The organism is Pedobacter duraquae, from assembly GCF_004362245.1.
Classification (GTDB): Bacteria; Bacteroidota; Bacteroidia; order Sphingobacteriales; family Sphingobacteriaceae; genus Pedobacter; species Pedobacter duraquae.
Map to the genome: position 1 here is coordinate 358,892 of NZ_SNWM01000004.1, position 15,103 is coordinate 373,994.

12 protein-coding genes are annotated in these 15,103 nt (G+C 39.4%); 8 read left to right on the plus strand and 4 right to left on the minus strand.

Annotation, left to right across the window (positions count from 1 at the left end; all coding sequences use genetic code 11):
- Window positions 1-6: 6 nt before the first annotated feature.
- Window positions 7-1,071, plus strand: coding sequence for a carboxymuconolactone decarboxylase family protein (locus CLV32_RS23280; protein ID WP_208111040.1), 1,065 nt, complete (start codon window positions 7-9; stop codon window positions 1,069-1,071).
- Between the two features lie 62 nt (window positions 1,072-1,133).
- Here the strand turns inward: CLV32_RS23280 and CLV32_RS17145 are convergent, their stop codons facing one another.
- The gene (locus tag CLV32_RS17145; RefSeq protein ID WP_166641972.1) at window positions 1,134-1,934 is read right to left on the minus strand and encodes an AraC family transcriptional regulator; all 801 of its coding nucleotides are present in this window, start codon (window positions 1,932-1,934) and stop codon (window positions 1,134-1,136) included.
- 231 nt (window positions 1,935-2,165) lie between these two features.
- On the opposite strand from CLV32_RS17145, the gene CLV32_RS17150 reads away from it, so the two are divergent.
- The 3 genes from CLV32_RS17150 to CLV32_RS17160 all read left to right on the plus strand — a co-directional run bounded on the left by CLV32_RS17150 (window position 2,166) and on the right by CLV32_RS17160 (window position 4,795).
- Complete coding sequence (locus CLV32_RS17150) at window positions 2,166-3,593, plus strand: S41 family peptidase (RefSeq protein WP_208111041.1); 1,428 nt, start codon at window positions 2,166-2,168, stop codon at window positions 3,591-3,593.
- A gap of 248 nt (window positions 3,594-3,841) precedes the next feature.
- Entirely contained in the window at window positions 3,842-4,114 is a 273-nt protein-coding gene (locus CLV32_RS17155; RefSeq protein WP_133557770.1) for a hypothetical protein, read from the plus strand.
- Between the two features lie 438 nt (window positions 4,115-4,552).
- Window positions 4,553-4,795 (plus strand): nuclear transport factor 2 family protein, encoded by a 243-nt coding sequence (locus CLV32_RS17160; RefSeq protein WP_133557772.1) that lies wholly within the window; start codon window positions 4,553-4,555, stop codon window positions 4,793-4,795.
- A gap of 56 nt (window positions 4,796-4,851) precedes the next feature.
- Here the strand turns inward: CLV32_RS17160 and CLV32_RS17165 are convergent, their stop codons facing one another.
- A complete protein-coding gene (locus CLV32_RS17165; protein WP_133557774.1) occupies window positions 4,852-6,717 on the minus strand; it encodes a PAS domain S-box protein in 1,866 nt (621 codons plus the stop codon).
- A 262-nt stretch (window positions 6,718-6,979) separates the two neighbouring features.
- Here CLV32_RS17165 and CLV32_RS17170 point away from each other — a divergent pair, with 262 nt between their 5' ends.
- Window positions 6,980-7,411 carry a GNAT family N-acetyltransferase gene (locus CLV32_RS17170; RefSeq protein ID WP_133557776.1) on the plus strand — a complete coding sequence of 144 codons (432 nt, stop codon included), beginning with the start codon at window positions 6,980-6,982 and terminating at the stop codon, window positions 7,409-7,411.
- A gap of 122 nt (window positions 7,412-7,533) precedes the next feature.
- Here the strand turns inward: CLV32_RS17170 and CLV32_RS17175 are convergent, their stop codons facing one another.
- On the minus strand, window positions 7,534-7,983 hold the full coding sequence (locus tag CLV32_RS17175) for an META domain-containing protein (protein WP_133557778.1): 450 nt from the start codon (window positions 7,981-7,983) through the stop codon (window positions 7,534-7,536).
- A 196-nt stretch (window positions 7,984-8,179) separates the two neighbouring features.
- Here CLV32_RS17175 and CLV32_RS17180 point away from each other — a divergent pair, with 196 nt between their 5' ends.
- Complete coding sequence (locus tag CLV32_RS17180) at window positions 8,180-9,274, plus strand: mechanosensitive ion channel family protein (protein ID WP_133557780.1); 1,095 nt, start codon at window positions 8,180-8,182, stop codon at window positions 9,272-9,274.
- A 27-nt stretch (window positions 9,275-9,301) separates the two neighbouring features.
- Here the strand turns inward: CLV32_RS17180 and CLV32_RS17185 are convergent, their stop codons facing one another.
- The gene (locus CLV32_RS17185) at window positions 9,302-10,006 is read right to left on the minus strand and encodes a hypothetical protein (protein WP_133557782.1); all 705 of its coding nucleotides are present in this window, start codon (window positions 10,004-10,006) and stop codon (window positions 9,302-9,304) included.
- 216 nt (window positions 10,007-10,222) lie between these two features.
- Between CLV32_RS17185 and CLV32_RS17190 the strand changes: the two genes are divergently transcribed.
- Window positions 10,223-13,900: an ATP-binding protein gene (locus tag CLV32_RS17190; protein ID WP_133557784.1), complete on the plus strand. Its 3,678-nt coding sequence runs from the start codon at window positions 10,223-10,225 to the stop codon at window positions 13,898-13,900.
- Window positions 13,901-14,026: 126 nt separating this feature from the next.
- The gene (locus CLV32_RS17195; protein WP_133557786.1) at window positions 14,027-15,010 is read left to right on the plus strand and encodes a helix-turn-helix transcriptional regulator; all 984 of its coding nucleotides are present in this window, start codon (window positions 14,027-14,029) and stop codon (window positions 15,008-15,010) included.
- Window positions 15,011-15,103 lie beyond the last annotated feature (93 nt).

Below are 15,103 nucleotides of genomic sequence, written 5' to 3' on the forward strand. Positions count from 1 at the left end.
ATGATTATGAGTAAGAAAAAATGCCTACCGTGGCTCCTCTTATCTGTTTACTTATTAGGGACACAACAAATGAAAGCACAAACTAAATTTACAGATGCAGGCGCACTGAACCCTCGTGAGCAAATGATGGTCACCATATCTGCGCTTACCGCAGGTGGAAACCTGGAAGCATTAAAAACTGAACTTCCTGTAGCACTTGATTCAGGACTAAGTATTAACGAAATCAAAGAACTCCTTGTTCAGCTGTACGCTTACTGCGGTTTCCCTAGAAGTCTGAATGCCATTAACACATTTCGTACCGTTATGGAAGATAGAAAGGCAAAAGATATTTCGGATCAGATAGGACGACCAATATTACCGGCCGACACCAAAGGCGATCACTACGAACGCGGGAGAAAAGTCCTGGAAACACTATCTAAAACACCGCAATCAAAACCAGCCCCTGGTTTTGGAGAGTTTGCGCCTCGTATAGATGCCTTTTTAAAAGCACATCTGTTTGCAGATGTTTTTGAAAGTGATGTATTGTCTTATAAGCAAAGGGAATTGATCACCATTTCTGCGTTAGCCGCAATGCCGGGTGTAGAAGGACAGCTACAATCGCATCTTCAAATGGGAATGAATACTGGCATAACCGAAGCTCAGATTTCAGCTGTATCTGAGATCATTGCAAAGCGGATTAGTAAAACACAGGCTAATGTATTGAACAAATTGACAGGCAAGCCTAGTCTTCCCGTAACAGATAAAGATATGATGGTTCGCATTTCAGAGATCGAAATCTTTCCTGAATACCTGAATGAATACAAGGGGATCCTTAAAGAAGAATCAGCAGCATCTATTCGGTTAGAGCCAGGGGTGATATCCCTCTTTGCGATGTATCAGAAAGAAAATCCTGCTCAAGTAAGGATCGTTGAGATATATGCCAACAAGGAGGCTTACCAATCGCACATTAAGGCTGCACATTTCCAGCATTATAAAACTGCGACTTTGAAAATGGTGAAATCCTTAAAACTGGTTGATATGGCTGATGTCGATACGGGCACCATGCAAAACATCTTTAAAAAGATCAATTAGTTATCCGGATTGATGGATCCGCAGTTTGGGGTAGTCAATAAGAGGCTACAGAGTCCAAGCTATCAGGGATCTATCACCCAGGCAAGCGCATGCTGTTCAAGACGTATTTTTTGACTCAAGGCATTAGGCACCGTGCCTGTTCTACTTTTAAAATCTTTTATTAAATGTGACTGATCGTAAAACATCGCGCTGTAGGTCAGTTCGGTCAAACTTTTGCATTCCTGCGCCAACAACAGCCCGAGAACATTCCTGAACCGTACCGTCTGAATAAATTCTTTTGGACTTTGTCCCAAGACTGCTTTAAAAGAGCGATAAAGTGTGGATTCATTTATTTTTAGGGAGCGAGCCAGATTAAAAACTGTAACATCGCCTTTCCTTTTATAAATATAGTCCAGCGCAGGTAATACAGCTGCCCCTCTATCGGTCGATATCAGCCTTTCAATTAAAAAACCTTCTAAAAGGGCAGATCTCGCCTTCGAGTCATTGTTTTCAAAAATAAATTCAAGTATGGAGGTCTGATTTCCGAAAATAGATTCAAAAACTTCTGACTGGTCAAGCAACTCAGCATATCCCACATTGCTAAATGCCCTCAATCCAGCCGGGTGAAACAAGATGCATATTTGATCTAAGGAAGCATTGATATCAACTTTAAAAGGTTGTTGATGAAAACCTAACAAACGGCTCGAATATGCATTTCGGCCGGAACCGACAATGCAAATATTTTCGTTTTTATTACTTTTATACTCCACCTTATTTTCCCTGTATATCGCCAAACAGAGATTGGTGTTTGGAAAGGTCTGATAAGAAAAGTGTGCTTTGGAATCATGCTCAAAAAAAATAAAATATTGAATATAAGCCTTCAACACTGAATTCTGTACAGGAACAATACTTGTCTTCATATATGGATTTTACCTGTTATCAAATTTAATTAATTCTTTAGATTCATCAGATAGACGCAACCTACACCGATATGTTGCATGATAATTACGAAAGCCTGTATCTAATGCCTACATCTTTAGCATATAACATCGTGCACGATTATTACAATTTTTAATTATCTGTATTGTTTTTCTTTGCTGACATACTTTACAGAAATGAAGCTCAAAATAATTTTTTCATTAACCTTACTGTCCATCACTTGTACAGCTTTTGCCCAAAATGTTTGCGAATGTACAGCAGCCCTGGACGGATTAATTGTAAAAATAGAAAGTGAATATCCAGGATTTGAAGAGAAAACTAAGGATAAAATCCTGTATAATAACTTTAAACAGCAACTCAGGCAACAAACAAATGATACAGAGAAGAATAAATGTTTCGAATTATTAAAAAAATACACCTCCTTTTTTAGAGATGGCCATATATGGATATATCCTGCAACTTCCATCAATACAAAAGGTGCAGGTAGTACAGATCTGTTCAATATCGATATCGAAAAATTTACCATGGGCCTTAAAATTGCTCAGGATCCACTTGAAGGAGTTTGGAAGAACGAGTTCGAATGGACAGGAGGAGCCGTATATGAAATCGGAATTACCAAAGGTAAAGATGGTACACAGATTGGTTTTGTAATTAGTTCCAGCTCTGCCTTCTGGAAGCCCACAGAGACAAAATTCAGATTATATCCCAACGGTAAGTATGAATTCTACGCTTTCGATAAGACGTTGAAGACAGGTCATTATGAGCTATTCAATAACAGTATCATACATTTTAAGGAAGCAAGGGCGACCTTTATAAAACAATCCTCGCAACCAAATCTAACTCAGTACCAGGTAAAAAGAAAGGTGGGTGAATTTTACGGTTTTGAGGTAAAAAAACTCAGTAGCCAAACCACACTGATTGTGCTCCCGTCTTTTGATTATCCTTTCGTCGACGTCATTAAGGATATGGTAGCAAGCAATCGCGCGCTATTAGAAGGTAGTAAAAATTTGATTATCGACATTAGGGGCAATTCGGGAGGAACGGACAACGCCTATGACCTGCTGCTTCCCTATATCGGCACCAACCCAATCAGGAATATGGGTGTTGAATATCTTGCAACACAGACCTTAGTAAATGGTCTTGAAACTTATGTCAAAACAGTGCGTAATGATAAAAATAAGCAAGGAGAAATAGATACAGTTCGACAATGGATTGGACTTTACGAGAAAAACATGGGCAAATTCGTAAACCTTAAGGAGAGCTCGTTTTCTATACAGCAGGTCATCCCTAATAGCAGAAGTCCCATTGCTGTGGTTATTTTGACTGATAAAAGAGTAGGAAGTTCCGCGGAGAATTTCGTTATGAAGGCCAAACAAAGTAAAAAAGTAAAAATATTAGGCACTGTCACTTCAGGAGGACTAGACTATGCCGCGGCCCGTATGTTCAATTTTGGCTGTCCCGAGTACCTGCTACAATTGCCTACTTACCGTTCTTTAAGGTTGCCAGATTATCCGATCGACAATATCGGCATGCAACCAGACATCTTCTTGGATAAGAGCGTAAGTGACTGGATTAAGTTTGCTTTAGACTATCTAGAATATTAAGATTGATGGATTATTTTTCATCTATTGGCATATTATTCATTGGGAACCAATAAGACTACCCGCATGGGTGCTCTTAAACAAAATATGTGTTCACAACATGAATTGTTCAACAAGATCTCAATATGCCCCATGTGGGTCACCAACTGTTATCTGTTTAACGTCTCCATAAAAGGTTATTGTGATGGAAAGAAATAAAAACAATTGCCCTGTTTTAAGAAGTGACTGAGATAATATCCTTACTTTACAACATGAAAAAATCAACGGTCACACCACTGCTTATAATTGCTGCGATATCTTTACTGATAGCGATATGTGTGCCGTTTATTCCTGATGAGGATCGGTTGCACCGTTCCGGAGTGAATGTATCTTGGATAATACCGTTATTACTAGTTATTGCTGCATTGATTGCATGGGGAACAGACCATCTCGTTAAGAAATATACAATAGGACCAAAAAAAGTATGGATGATTGAAGGGCTGATGACCGGTTTTATAATACTGTACGCGTTTTTAATGAGATAGATTAATTTTAACGATCGGCTATGATTAGTCTTTTTGTCAAATTTTTTGCTGAATCTTTTTCTTTGATAAATCTTTGGAAAGTTTCTGCTGGCGTATAATCGGCAAACACATTACGGCCCTTCTACTGATAATCTTGTTCGATTCAGATATTTTTCCGGCACCCTGAGATTCTATTTTAAACGAAAATGAAAAGGCAATCAATTTCAGTACCTATCTGATTCTTATGAAGACAATCTGGCGCATGAAAACACACGTTAACGATTCGATAATTTTAACCTGTTCTATTGCGTACATGGGACTGTTCATTAATGAACATCGATATTTTTTTGGACCTAAATAAGTGCCTTCTTTAATACGTGCAGCCTTACTTTATATTGGCACAAAGAATGGTTTTAACTCATTTATGGTGCCGATTACGAAATCCGATCTTTCCGGGAAATGTGTGCGAGAGACAATCATATTAGGAGAGAACTCATCAAAAGCACTTTAGAGGTATACCCAATTAAGGGATTTGGTGCCGTCGAGATTGGCGTACATACTTTTTATCACACGAACAAAGGGCAAATACAGGAAAAAGTTAGCGGAACCTACAAATTCGTTCAGCTTTGGCAGTTTAAAGACGGAGTCTGGAAATTAGCTCGGGTAATTAGTTATGGACACAACGAAATGCATAATGATTAAAAAACACAATCTCCCTGCAGCTCTTGACCAATTCTTAGCCACCCAGGTGGCATAATTCAACTTTTTTGCCCGGCACTGGATAGCGCAGTGATTTTAGCAATAACTTCATCTAGTTCAATAGCAGAATTTCTCAGGTAAAGAAACAATTCATTGAGCTCGTTAGATAATTCGCCTTTATCTGAACTAATAAGATCGACGATACCAAGAATTTTTGCTGCTGGTGCCCTTACCTCATGCGACTGTATCCATGAAATATCCCGAAGCTTTTTGTTTTGTTGTTCAAGTTTTAAATTCAGATTAATCAGAACCTGTTCTGATTGTTTTTTGTCAGTGATATCCTTCCCTACACAAAAAATCAACCCATTTTCTGTTGCTGATGTAACATTCCAGGCCAACCAGATCTGAGATCCTTCCTTTTTAATCAATCTATTTTCAAAATAATGGACTGCCATCCCCTTTTTTACGTCTTTAAACGCATCAAGCGTATGGCTTAGGTCATCTGGATGAATGAAGGCGGTAAAAGAACGACTTAATAGTTCAGCTTCTGAAAAACCAAGTAACTTAATCATAGCAGGATTTACCTTTTTATAAAAACCGTCTGTCCCAGCAATAGCGATAATGTCCGGTGCGTAGTTAAAAATCTGCTCGAGTTCTGATTCAAGCTTCTTTCTGATAATTTCTCCCGTTAAATGCGTGCTGATATTTTCAATAAACTGTATAAATTGTTTGTCAGGTTTCTTATTGTTATCCATGCCAATCATCATAACGCCTAAAACATTTCCTGCGTTATCAATTAGCGGGACGCCATAAACAGACTTAAGGCCTACAAGCGCAGCGGCATCTTTTCGTACAAAGCCTTCATGCTTGTCCAGATGGGTCAAATGCTTCGAAGTACCCTTTTTCCATATATTCCGTATAAACCCCTCCCTATCCGTCTGGATACTGAACCCTCTATTATTATAATAGAAGCTCTCGGCAATATCCGTCAAAGCAAAATGTGCAGAAAGGCTAAGGAACTTAGGATCTGTGCCACATAACCAAATCTCTGCGACTAAAAAATTACCATATGCAACGAGTTCTTTTAACACTATAGAAAGCACAGCATCTAAATCTTTCGCCTTACTAAAGAGCGTACTAACTTTATTATTAAAAAGCGCCCTTTCGTTAATCGTGGCTAATTCCTGTTCTTTTGTTTTAAATTCTGTGATATCGTAAATAAGTGTATAAAACCCCATGATATGTCCCTCATCCACATCAGGCACATATTCGGTTAATATGATCCTATCATCTTTTCCTTCCCGCTCAACAGTCCGCTCAAACTTCTGTGCAACGCCTTTCAAGGCCATCATCATGAAGTGCTGATACTTGGAGATTTCGGTTTTTGAATATAACTTATCAATACTGGTGTTATACATTTCATTTTCTGTTTTACCAAAAAATGAGAGGTACGCTTTATTGGCAAACAGGCATCTTAGATCAGCAGTCCAATAAGCAATTATAGCGGGTAAATTGTCGGTAATTATCCGATAAAAATGTTCCGTTCCGGGCTGCTCGTCGCTCAGATGGTTGTTGTTCACATCTTCCTTCATAATACATACAATCCCTTGAACTTCGGCATCCTCAATTAAATTGGTGAGCTGGCATTCGTACCATATTCCATCTGCAAAAAGCACTCTATTCTGGCACGCTTCAATATTTTTGACAATCATTCTATTCAACAATAGTCCAAATTCTTTTTTGTGGTCGTAGGACACTACCGCTTGAAGTTTGTCTCCACTAATTCGCTCAGCAGCCCTAGGGTTTTTATATAATATCGTGAGCTTATGATCTATCACTATAGCCAAGTCACTTGTCTTATTTAAAAATTGGTAAAACCCGCTGGGGGACTTTGTCTTTTCAGGCTCTGGAAGGACTTTTGACATTTGTGGAGCTAATTAATGATTTTCGATACTATTTGAATTTAAAACTATTCATTTAAACTGAATTCCCGAAATCACGACCTGCGTTAAAAATGGTATTAAATAACATAAAATAGTACACTATAGCATGAACATTTTTTACGATTTCATATCATATTGTAAATCCATAATTATACCAGACCACTAAATTGTTCCCTTAATTAAACCTTATAGGAATGGAACCAATTACCTGCGATTGTGTGAGCAGAAATTACAATCTTTGAGTATGCTAAATAAAATCATCATCGAGCCCTGTGATAAAGAAAACATGCAGAAAATCGTAGAGGGCATCAATGCCTATAATTTAAGTAGAGTTCCAGCTTTATCTGATACCTGGACGCCTCTGGAATTTATTGTCAAAAATGAAAATGGAGATGAAATAGCAGGCATATTAGCTGGACTTGGGTATTGGAATGGACTGGATATTAGAATTCTATGGGTAGAAGCCTCATATCGGCAAAAAGGAATTGGCACATCGCTTCTAAAGCATGTAGAAGGCATTGCAAGAGAAAAAGGAGCAACTGTTGCAATGCTTGATACTTTTGATTTCCAGGCAGAGGACTTTTATTTAAAGAACGAATATGAAGTCGTAGGAGAAATCAAGAATTTTCCTAAAGGGCATAAACGGATATATTTTTCAAAGAGACTGAGCAAATAATGACATCGGCTCTCTTTCGCAATTTGGATTCAGTTGCGAACTACGTTTCATTTATTTACCATTAAAGACATTATCTCTTCCATAAAAAAGGTCTGAATAAGCTAAAACAGATAAATAACCTACTATTTTTTCGTGAAACGCATCACTGCGATATCTCCCTGAATAAAAGTTAGCGTACTATCACTGACGTTGTAATTCGTTACCTTTTTAAGCATGTCTAAGAAATTTTTTTCACCTCCCCCCTCGCAGTACCGCATTGTCATGGGGCCAGGTTCAGCAATAGTTAAGTTGTTACCACTGATCGTTATCTTGCTTCTAAATCCGTTGCAACTCGTATTTCCTTGTATTTCGTTTGCAACGGTATCAAAGGTTATTTCTGGCTTGGCGTTGGGATATAGTCCGTTGAAAGCAATCCGGACACCAGAAATATAGTTCAATTCCCATTTACCGTTTAGACTGGAAGTTGATATACTCCCATTGTTTTCTACTTTTGGTTTATTGAATACCTTGCATGAGCAAATAGTGCTGGCAATAATCAAGGTCATGAGAATAACCATGTTGTTCCTTTTCATAGTAATGTGGTTTCTTATTTGTGAGATTGATATTTCGCATTATCATTTTATATACCACAATTTATTTTGATTTTAGTTTGGTTTCCCGCGATAAAAAACCCGATAATTGAACAAATAGTCTATTGTAGGAAGCATCGAACATACCGTTAGCTGATAGATACTAAACTTCAAGTTCACTGCCGCAACAGAGGTTGCTATGGCTAAAGCAGGTCTCCAATCCAGTTTTAAGTTTTTCCCGTATCTATTGCCTTACCAAATAAATGATTCCTTAAGGCTAATGGATATTAAAGAGCAAGCTCCCACCCCGGAACAAAAAGCTACAATAAAAAAGCTACACAACGAAGATATTAAGAAGTTCCAGATCAGTGGATATCTTATTGGCGCTATTATTTGTGTAGGGTTAACTTTTCTAATCCGCATAAAGGTTTTCACATTTATTGGCTCCTATTACAAAACAATTGACAGCATTCTGTTTGCAGCCGCCTGTAGTTTTGTCGCTTTTATAATTTCAAGATTTGTTCAGACGCAGATTGCCAGAACAAAACTCGATAAAGGTTTAATTTATAATTTGGTCCAGTTTACCCGATTAGTTACCATTATCGTAGTTGTTTTCATCTTCATCTCCTTTTTAAATGCAAATTGGTATACGGCAGCGGTGTCCCTCGGACTGATATCTCTTCTTTTAGGATTTGCTTTACAAACGCCAATTGCATCTTTAATCGGCTGGTTCTACATCGTGATGAGAGGGCCTTTCAAAGTAGGCGACCGGATTCAGGTAGGTAGTTTCAATGGTGATGTTGTGGAGATTAATTTTCTGGATACCACACTTTGGGAGTTTGCTGGCAATCTTATGACCAGCGATCTACCCAGTGGAAGACTTATTCGATTCCCAAATAGTCTTATATTTCAAAATCAGGTATATAACTATTCATGGCAAAAATTTCCTTTAGTATGGAATGAGATCTCTTTTTATATAACCTTCAAGAGTGACCTAAGCTGGGTTGAAGAGACGATGCGAAGAGTATGCCTAAACCAGCTCGATCCTTCAGTAAAAGATCACGTGCAAGACATGCGCGATCAGATCGCTGAAACAGCTGTAGAAGACATTGACATTGAAGAATTTCCATTTGTAAATTTTAGAATTCACGCAAATAATTGGGTAGAGGTAGTTTTAATTTATATTGTCAACCCGAAGAAGTCTTCACAAACCCGTAGTGACATTGTGAAAGCAGTTATTGCCGAATTAATTAAAGAACCTGGCAAAGTTTCATTTGCCGCAGAAGGAAGCTAAACGATGGGTCTGATATTTCGGCTCGTTCTAGGCATTTTTTGCTTGTTTTATCTGTTGGAATGTCCGGCTCAATAGATCATAAACTACTCTTTCTCTATCATAGTTGTTATTTGGCTTCCAAAATTCTTCTGTTTTAATTGTATCGTTTTTAATTTGAGTTTTTGAACTTAACAATATTCCTTTTTTTTCATCTTCAGTCCAGTCAAACGGCTTTATATTCAATAAATGTTTTTCCAACATTTCTGAGATCTGGTGAAAATTTCTGCAGTCATCCTCGATCGTAATTTTCTTTTTCTTTCCAAACCTAGATGCAAATATTTTATTTAGAATCAATGGATTTTCTGTCATAGTTTGAACTGCTGGTTGTGTTAGATAAAAAATGAATTGTTGATGGTCGTCAGACTGGTAGTTGGTATACAATACCGTTTCAATAAATTTCCATTCGATAAATTGAGTGGTATCAAAAATCGGTTGTTTATACGATATTCCCATGTTGTCAAAACTGATGCTGTCTTGTATTTCGGCCTGTTTTCTGGCAGTTTTTTCCGAAATCTTAAATCCAAATGTAAAACCGTAAAATAGCGTGCCTGGGACTAAAATAAATAGTCCTGAAACTATATAAGCCCCAATAATTTTCACGTGTTCAATAACCATAAATACGGTTAGCCCTAAACCCACACAGAAAAAAATAGCGAGAAACAACTTTATAACCAGAACCGGATTAAATTTCATATGTCAACTTGGTCAGTTTGCGTTCGCAAGATAATACACTATTGCTTTCAACTATCAACTACCGTGCTAATACAGCAGAAACGCAGTCAACAAAAATTATTTATCACTCGCATATCCAGATTTCGAATTTAAAATACACCGATTTTATAGTTCATTTCCCCGAATGTTTCAAATAGTTATCTTTACAGAAATTGATATGAAGCAATGTTAACTGAGGTGACTGAAAGTACCGAACAATTTTTATCAGGCGGTGGTGAAATGGGCAAGCTGATCCGCAGCATGGACTGGTCAAAAACTGCCTTGGGGAAAATAGAAGACTGGCCGCAAAGTTTGCGCACCTCGGTGAGCTTGTGCCTCTCCTCTACCTTTCCTATCTTAATAGCGTGGGGTCCCGAAACTTTCCAAATCTACAATGATAGTTACCGGCCAATTTGTGGTGAGATGCATCCGCGTTCTATGGGTATGAATTTTCGTGTTTGCTGGGAATCGGCATTGGATGTGGTTGGCGATAAATTTACTCGCGGACAACAGGGCGAGGGTACCTACATTACCGATCAGCGGATGTTTCTGGAACGTTATGGCTATTTGGAAGAGGCATGGATGACATTTTCCTTTGCTCCTATCCGTGATGAATCCGGTGGTGTTGGCGGGATTTTTCACCCGATTACCGAAACTACAGAGAAGATGTTGGCTGGTAGGCGTACGCAGGTATTAAAGGATCTCGGTGCTGTTATGAGTAAAGCTAAATCAGTTACCGAAATTGCTGAGGTCAGCAACGTGCAGTATGAAAGCTATCAGCTTGACATGCCTTTTATGCTATTCTACCAGTTGAATGGTTTGGAAGCTAAACTGGTAAGTTCAGCCGGAGTGACCGATGCCGCTTCTTTGGCACCCCCAATTATCTCCATTACAGATGGCAAATGGAACCTGCAACAGGTGATCGATTCAGGTGAATTGCTAAAAGTTGAAAACCTGCAGTCAAGATTTGGTGATTTTCGGAGCGGCCCATATGAAACCGCGCCAAATACAGCCATGATTCTGCCGGTAAGAATCTCCGGCCAACAAGATCTTTTTGGTTTTATAATCGCAGGAGTTAGTGCCTGCCGGGCTTTAGACGAGGCCTATCTTAACTTTTACGACCAACTTGCAGGTACTTTTAACACTGCAATTTCCAATGTATATGCCTACGAGCAGGAACAGAAGCGTGCAGAGGCATTGGCAGAAATTGACCGCTCCAAAACTGCATTTTTCAGCAATGTGAGCCATGAGTTCAGGACACCTTTAACGCTGATGCTTGGCCCTTTGGAAGATCTGCTGCAGGCAGAATCTGACGAACATAAAAAAGCGCAGATTGAAGCTACGCACCGCAACGCCATGCGTTTGCTGAAACTGGTCAATAACCTTTTGGATTATAGTCGTGTTGAAGCAGGCCGTATCCAGGCTGCATACCAGATACTTGACCTTGCAGAACTAACTACCGACCTGGCCAGTAGTTTCCGCTCTATCATAGAGAAAGCAGGCATGATGTTAGTGGTCCACTGCGAAAATTTAACAGGAGATTTTTATACCGATCGCCAGATGTGGGAAAAGATTGTCCTGAACCTTTTATCCAATGCATTTAAATATACTTTGGAAGGTACCATTTCGGTGGATCTAAAGCAGGAAGGCAACTTTGTTTTACTTCGTGTTACAGATACGGGTGTTGGTATTCCGGAAAAAGAAATACCGCATATGTTCCAGCGATTCCACCGCGTAGAAAACTCAGCAGGTCGTACCCACGAAGGTACAGGTATCGGGCTGTCATTAGTACATGAACTTGTACAGCTGCATGGTGGCGATATCAGTGTGATCAGTACCGAGGCCGAGGGAAGTACATTTACTGTAAAAATCCCCTCCGGAAAAGCACATCTCCCAGCCGCTCAAGTAGTAGAATCCAGCCGGGAAACGCAAATCAGCACAGTTACTGCACCATTTATTCGTGAAGCTTTTAGCCTTTTACAAGATGAGGCAAAAGGAGATGCTGATGAGGTTACTCAAACATCCAGCGATATTATGAGCACTGCTGATCTTACTGTGAATCTGGAAACAAGTATCCTTATTGTTGATGATAATGGTGATATGCGGGCTTACCTAAACCGATTACTTAAACCCTACTTTACAGTACATACTGCGTCCAACGGCAGCGACGCGCTAAAGCAGCTTAAGAAAAACCGACCTTCTTTAGTGTTGAGCGATGTAATGATGCCTGTTATGAATGGGAAAGAGCTTTTAAGACTTATCCGAAATGACAAAGAGCTATACAATTTACCCGTTATCTTCTTATCGGCACGTGCCGGAGAGGAAGCAAGAATTGACGGACTTGAAGCAGGTGCCGACGATTATCTGGTAAAGCCTTTTTCTGCCGCAGAATTACTTACAAAAGTACGTGCCCAGATCAACATCAGTAAAGCGCGTGGTCATGCAGAAGAACAACTGCGAAATTTGCTTACCGAAGCACCGGTCGCCATGTCAATTTATCGAGGACCTAAGCACGTGGTCGAACTTGCGAACGACAGGATGCTGAACTATTGGGGAAGATCAAAGCAGGATGTTTTGAAACGACCGATATTGGAAGTTATTCCCGAATTGGAAGGAAAAGGCTTCAAAGAGATATTAGATCATATTTACCAAACTGGTGAGCGGTTCGTATCAGGCGAGGTGCCATTAACGCTGCACCGTTTTGGGAAAGACGAATCGATATACGTTAATATCACCATCGAAGCGCTTAAGGATGAAAATCAAATGATCAATGGTATGATCACTGTGGCAGCCGATGTAACGGAGCAGGTAACTGCGCGTCTTGAACTGCAAAAGGTGAGTGACACGCTAAGTTTAGCGATGGATTCGTCGGGTATGGGGATTTACCGGATCAACGTAGCGACAGACCTACTGGAAGTATCTCCGCGGGGCAGAATCATCCACGCCATTCCGCATGATGAGGTACTTACTTATGAAAATACTTTGGCTGTGGTAGTACCTGAGCACAGGGAACGTTTCAACCAGGCAATCGCAAAGGCAATCCATGAAAACATTAGTTTTAGCGAAGATTACCAGATACAGCCTTTTGATGGAAGCAAGAGAAAATGGCTAAATTCTACAGGCAGAGCCGAACTTGACGAAAAAGGTAATGTCATTTCTGTTGTTGGTACCTTATTCGATATCACGGAATCTAAAGAAGATGAAATCCGTAAAAATGATTTTATCGGCATGGTTAGCCATGAGCTGAAAACACCTTTAACATCGCTTAGCGGGTTTACTCAGCTCGGGTTAAGGACTGCACGTAAAAAGGATGATCAATATAACCTGTCGTTGTTTGAACGCACTTCAGGCCAGATACAAAAAATGAACAGTCTGATCAATGGCTTTTTAAACATTTCCCGTTTGGAATCCGGTAAGATTCAACTTAATCTGAGTACGTTCAGGCTCGATAAATTGATCATGGAAATAGTTGAGGAAATCCGTCCTACGGCAGCCAATCAGGAATTCGACGTTATCTGTGAAGAAATCACGGTCACTGCTGACCATGACAAAATTGGAACCGTGTTAACGAACCTGCTGAGTAATGCGGTTAAATATGCGAAAGACAAAAAAGTGACCATTAGAGCCCTTATTTCCGAGGATGATGTTTCAGTAAGTGTAAAGGATGACGGAAACGGGATCCCAGAATCGGAATTACCTAAGTTATTCGATCGTTACTACCGTGTCGAAGCTAATGCTGCACAAAGCATATCTGGATTTGGGATCGGATTATATTTAAGCTCAGAGATCATCGCGAGACATGGCGGGAAAATGTGGGCGGAAAGTACGGTTGGGCATGATGCGACATTTTATTTCACGCTTCCACTAAACTGCTAATTCTCCAACTCCGCATGCATCGATAGCAATTAATAACAAGCATTTATGTAATTTCGACTTGACATATACCATGGCCATTTAGAGAAAATCGCATTTTAGCAATGACATAAATCCATAATTTTAATCATGACTTTTGAATTTACAGTGCAGCCAAATTTCAATTTTGTAAAAAGCTTTGCTGAGCACTTTAATATTCCTGTTTACAATAATGAACTGAAAATCCCGATACACATGGGTGAAGGTCATATTAAGGTAGTGGATATAGACCCGGGCTTTAAATTTGTATTACACCATTACACACTGAAGGAGGATTTCCACTTAAAACGTCTTGCGCCAGCTGAAGAAAGTGACTTGATATCGATAGTTTTCAATAGTAATGAGATTCCGGCAGCCTCAGCTGGCGACCGGGAAATAGCAGTTGACTTTTTAAAGAAAAATGGCTCTTCCATTCAAATTGCTTCGACCGCCATATCCACAGAAACAATCTTTCCTGCCAACGTCGAAATCTATTTTGGTGTAATCGGCATCAAGAGGCAGATGCTTTCAGAATTGCTGCGGGTAAAAGAAGCAAGCGGACCGCTTGACACCATTCTGCATGGCAATACTATCTTTTTCTATCACGAAAAGATGCATCCCGAAGTCGCCAGGGTTTTAAAACTTATTTCAGAAATCAATGAGCAAAATAAGTTAAACGATCTGTTTTATAGCATAAAGGCTCACGAAATGATCTACCTTTTATTTGAAAAGCTGTTGGATAGAGATATTCAGAAACAAAGTCCAATCAACAAAACAGACATTGATAAATTATATCTTATAAGGACAACAATATTGAAAGATATAGGTCAACCTCCGCATTTGAGCACACTTGCTACCCAGGCGGGAATGAGCGAAACAAAAATGAAGCTACTATTCAAGCAGATATTTGGCGATACGCTATATAACTATTACCAAAATGAAAGGATGCAGGAAGCTGGTTTTCTACTAAAGCATGCCGGCTATTCCGTTTCTGAGGCAGGCTACCGTCTCGGGTTTTCAAACCTAAGCCATTTCTCAAGACTTTTTGAAAAACACTTTGGCATAACTCCTAAAAAATACACCCTTGCCGGATAATTCCGGTTAAAGTAACCGGAATTCTTCGGCTATTCGCTCATCAATAAATTAAATCACTTCTGCCGGATTGGACTATTTTTCGGACGTACGGTG

Bases quoted from the DNA above. Each gene is read 5' to 3' on its own strand.
- CLV32_RS23280 (WP_208111040.1), top strand. From the start codon at position 7: ATGAGTAAGAAAAAATGCCTACCGTGGCTCCTCTTATCTGTTTACTTA.
- CLV32_RS17150 (WP_208111041.1), top strand. From the start codon at position 2,166: ATGAAGCTCAAAATAATTTTTTCATTAACCTTACTGTCCATCACTTGT.
- CLV32_RS17155 (WP_133557770.1), top strand. From the start codon at position 3,842: ATGAAAAAATCAACGGTCACACCACTGCTTATAATTGCTGCGATATCT.
- CLV32_RS17160 (WP_133557772.1), top strand. From the start codon at position 4,553: ATGTGTGCGAGAGACAATCATATTAGGAGAGAACTCATCAAAAGCACT.
- CLV32_RS17165 (WP_133557774.1), bottom strand. From the start codon at position 6,717: ATGTCAAAAGTCCTTCCAGAGCCTGAAAAGACAAAGTCCCCCAGCGGG.
- CLV32_RS17170 (WP_133557776.1), top strand. From the start codon at position 6,980: ATGCTAAATAAAATCATCATCGAGCCCTGTGATAAAGAAAACATGCAG.
- CLV32_RS17175 (WP_133557778.1), bottom strand. From the start codon at position 7,983: ATGAAAAGGAACAACATGGTTATTCTCATGACCTTGATTATTGCCAGC.
- CLV32_RS17180 (WP_133557780.1), top strand. From the start codon at position 8,180: ATGGCTAAAGCAGGTCTCCAATCCAGTTTTAAGTTTTTCCCGTATCTA.
- CLV32_RS17185 (WP_133557782.1), bottom strand. From the start codon at position 10,006: ATGAAATTTAATCCGGTTCTGGTTATAAAGTTGTTTCTCGCTATTTTT.
- CLV32_RS17195 (WP_133557786.1), top strand. From the start codon at position 14,027: ATGACTTTTGAATTTACAGTGCAGCCAAATTTCAATTTTGTAAAAAGC.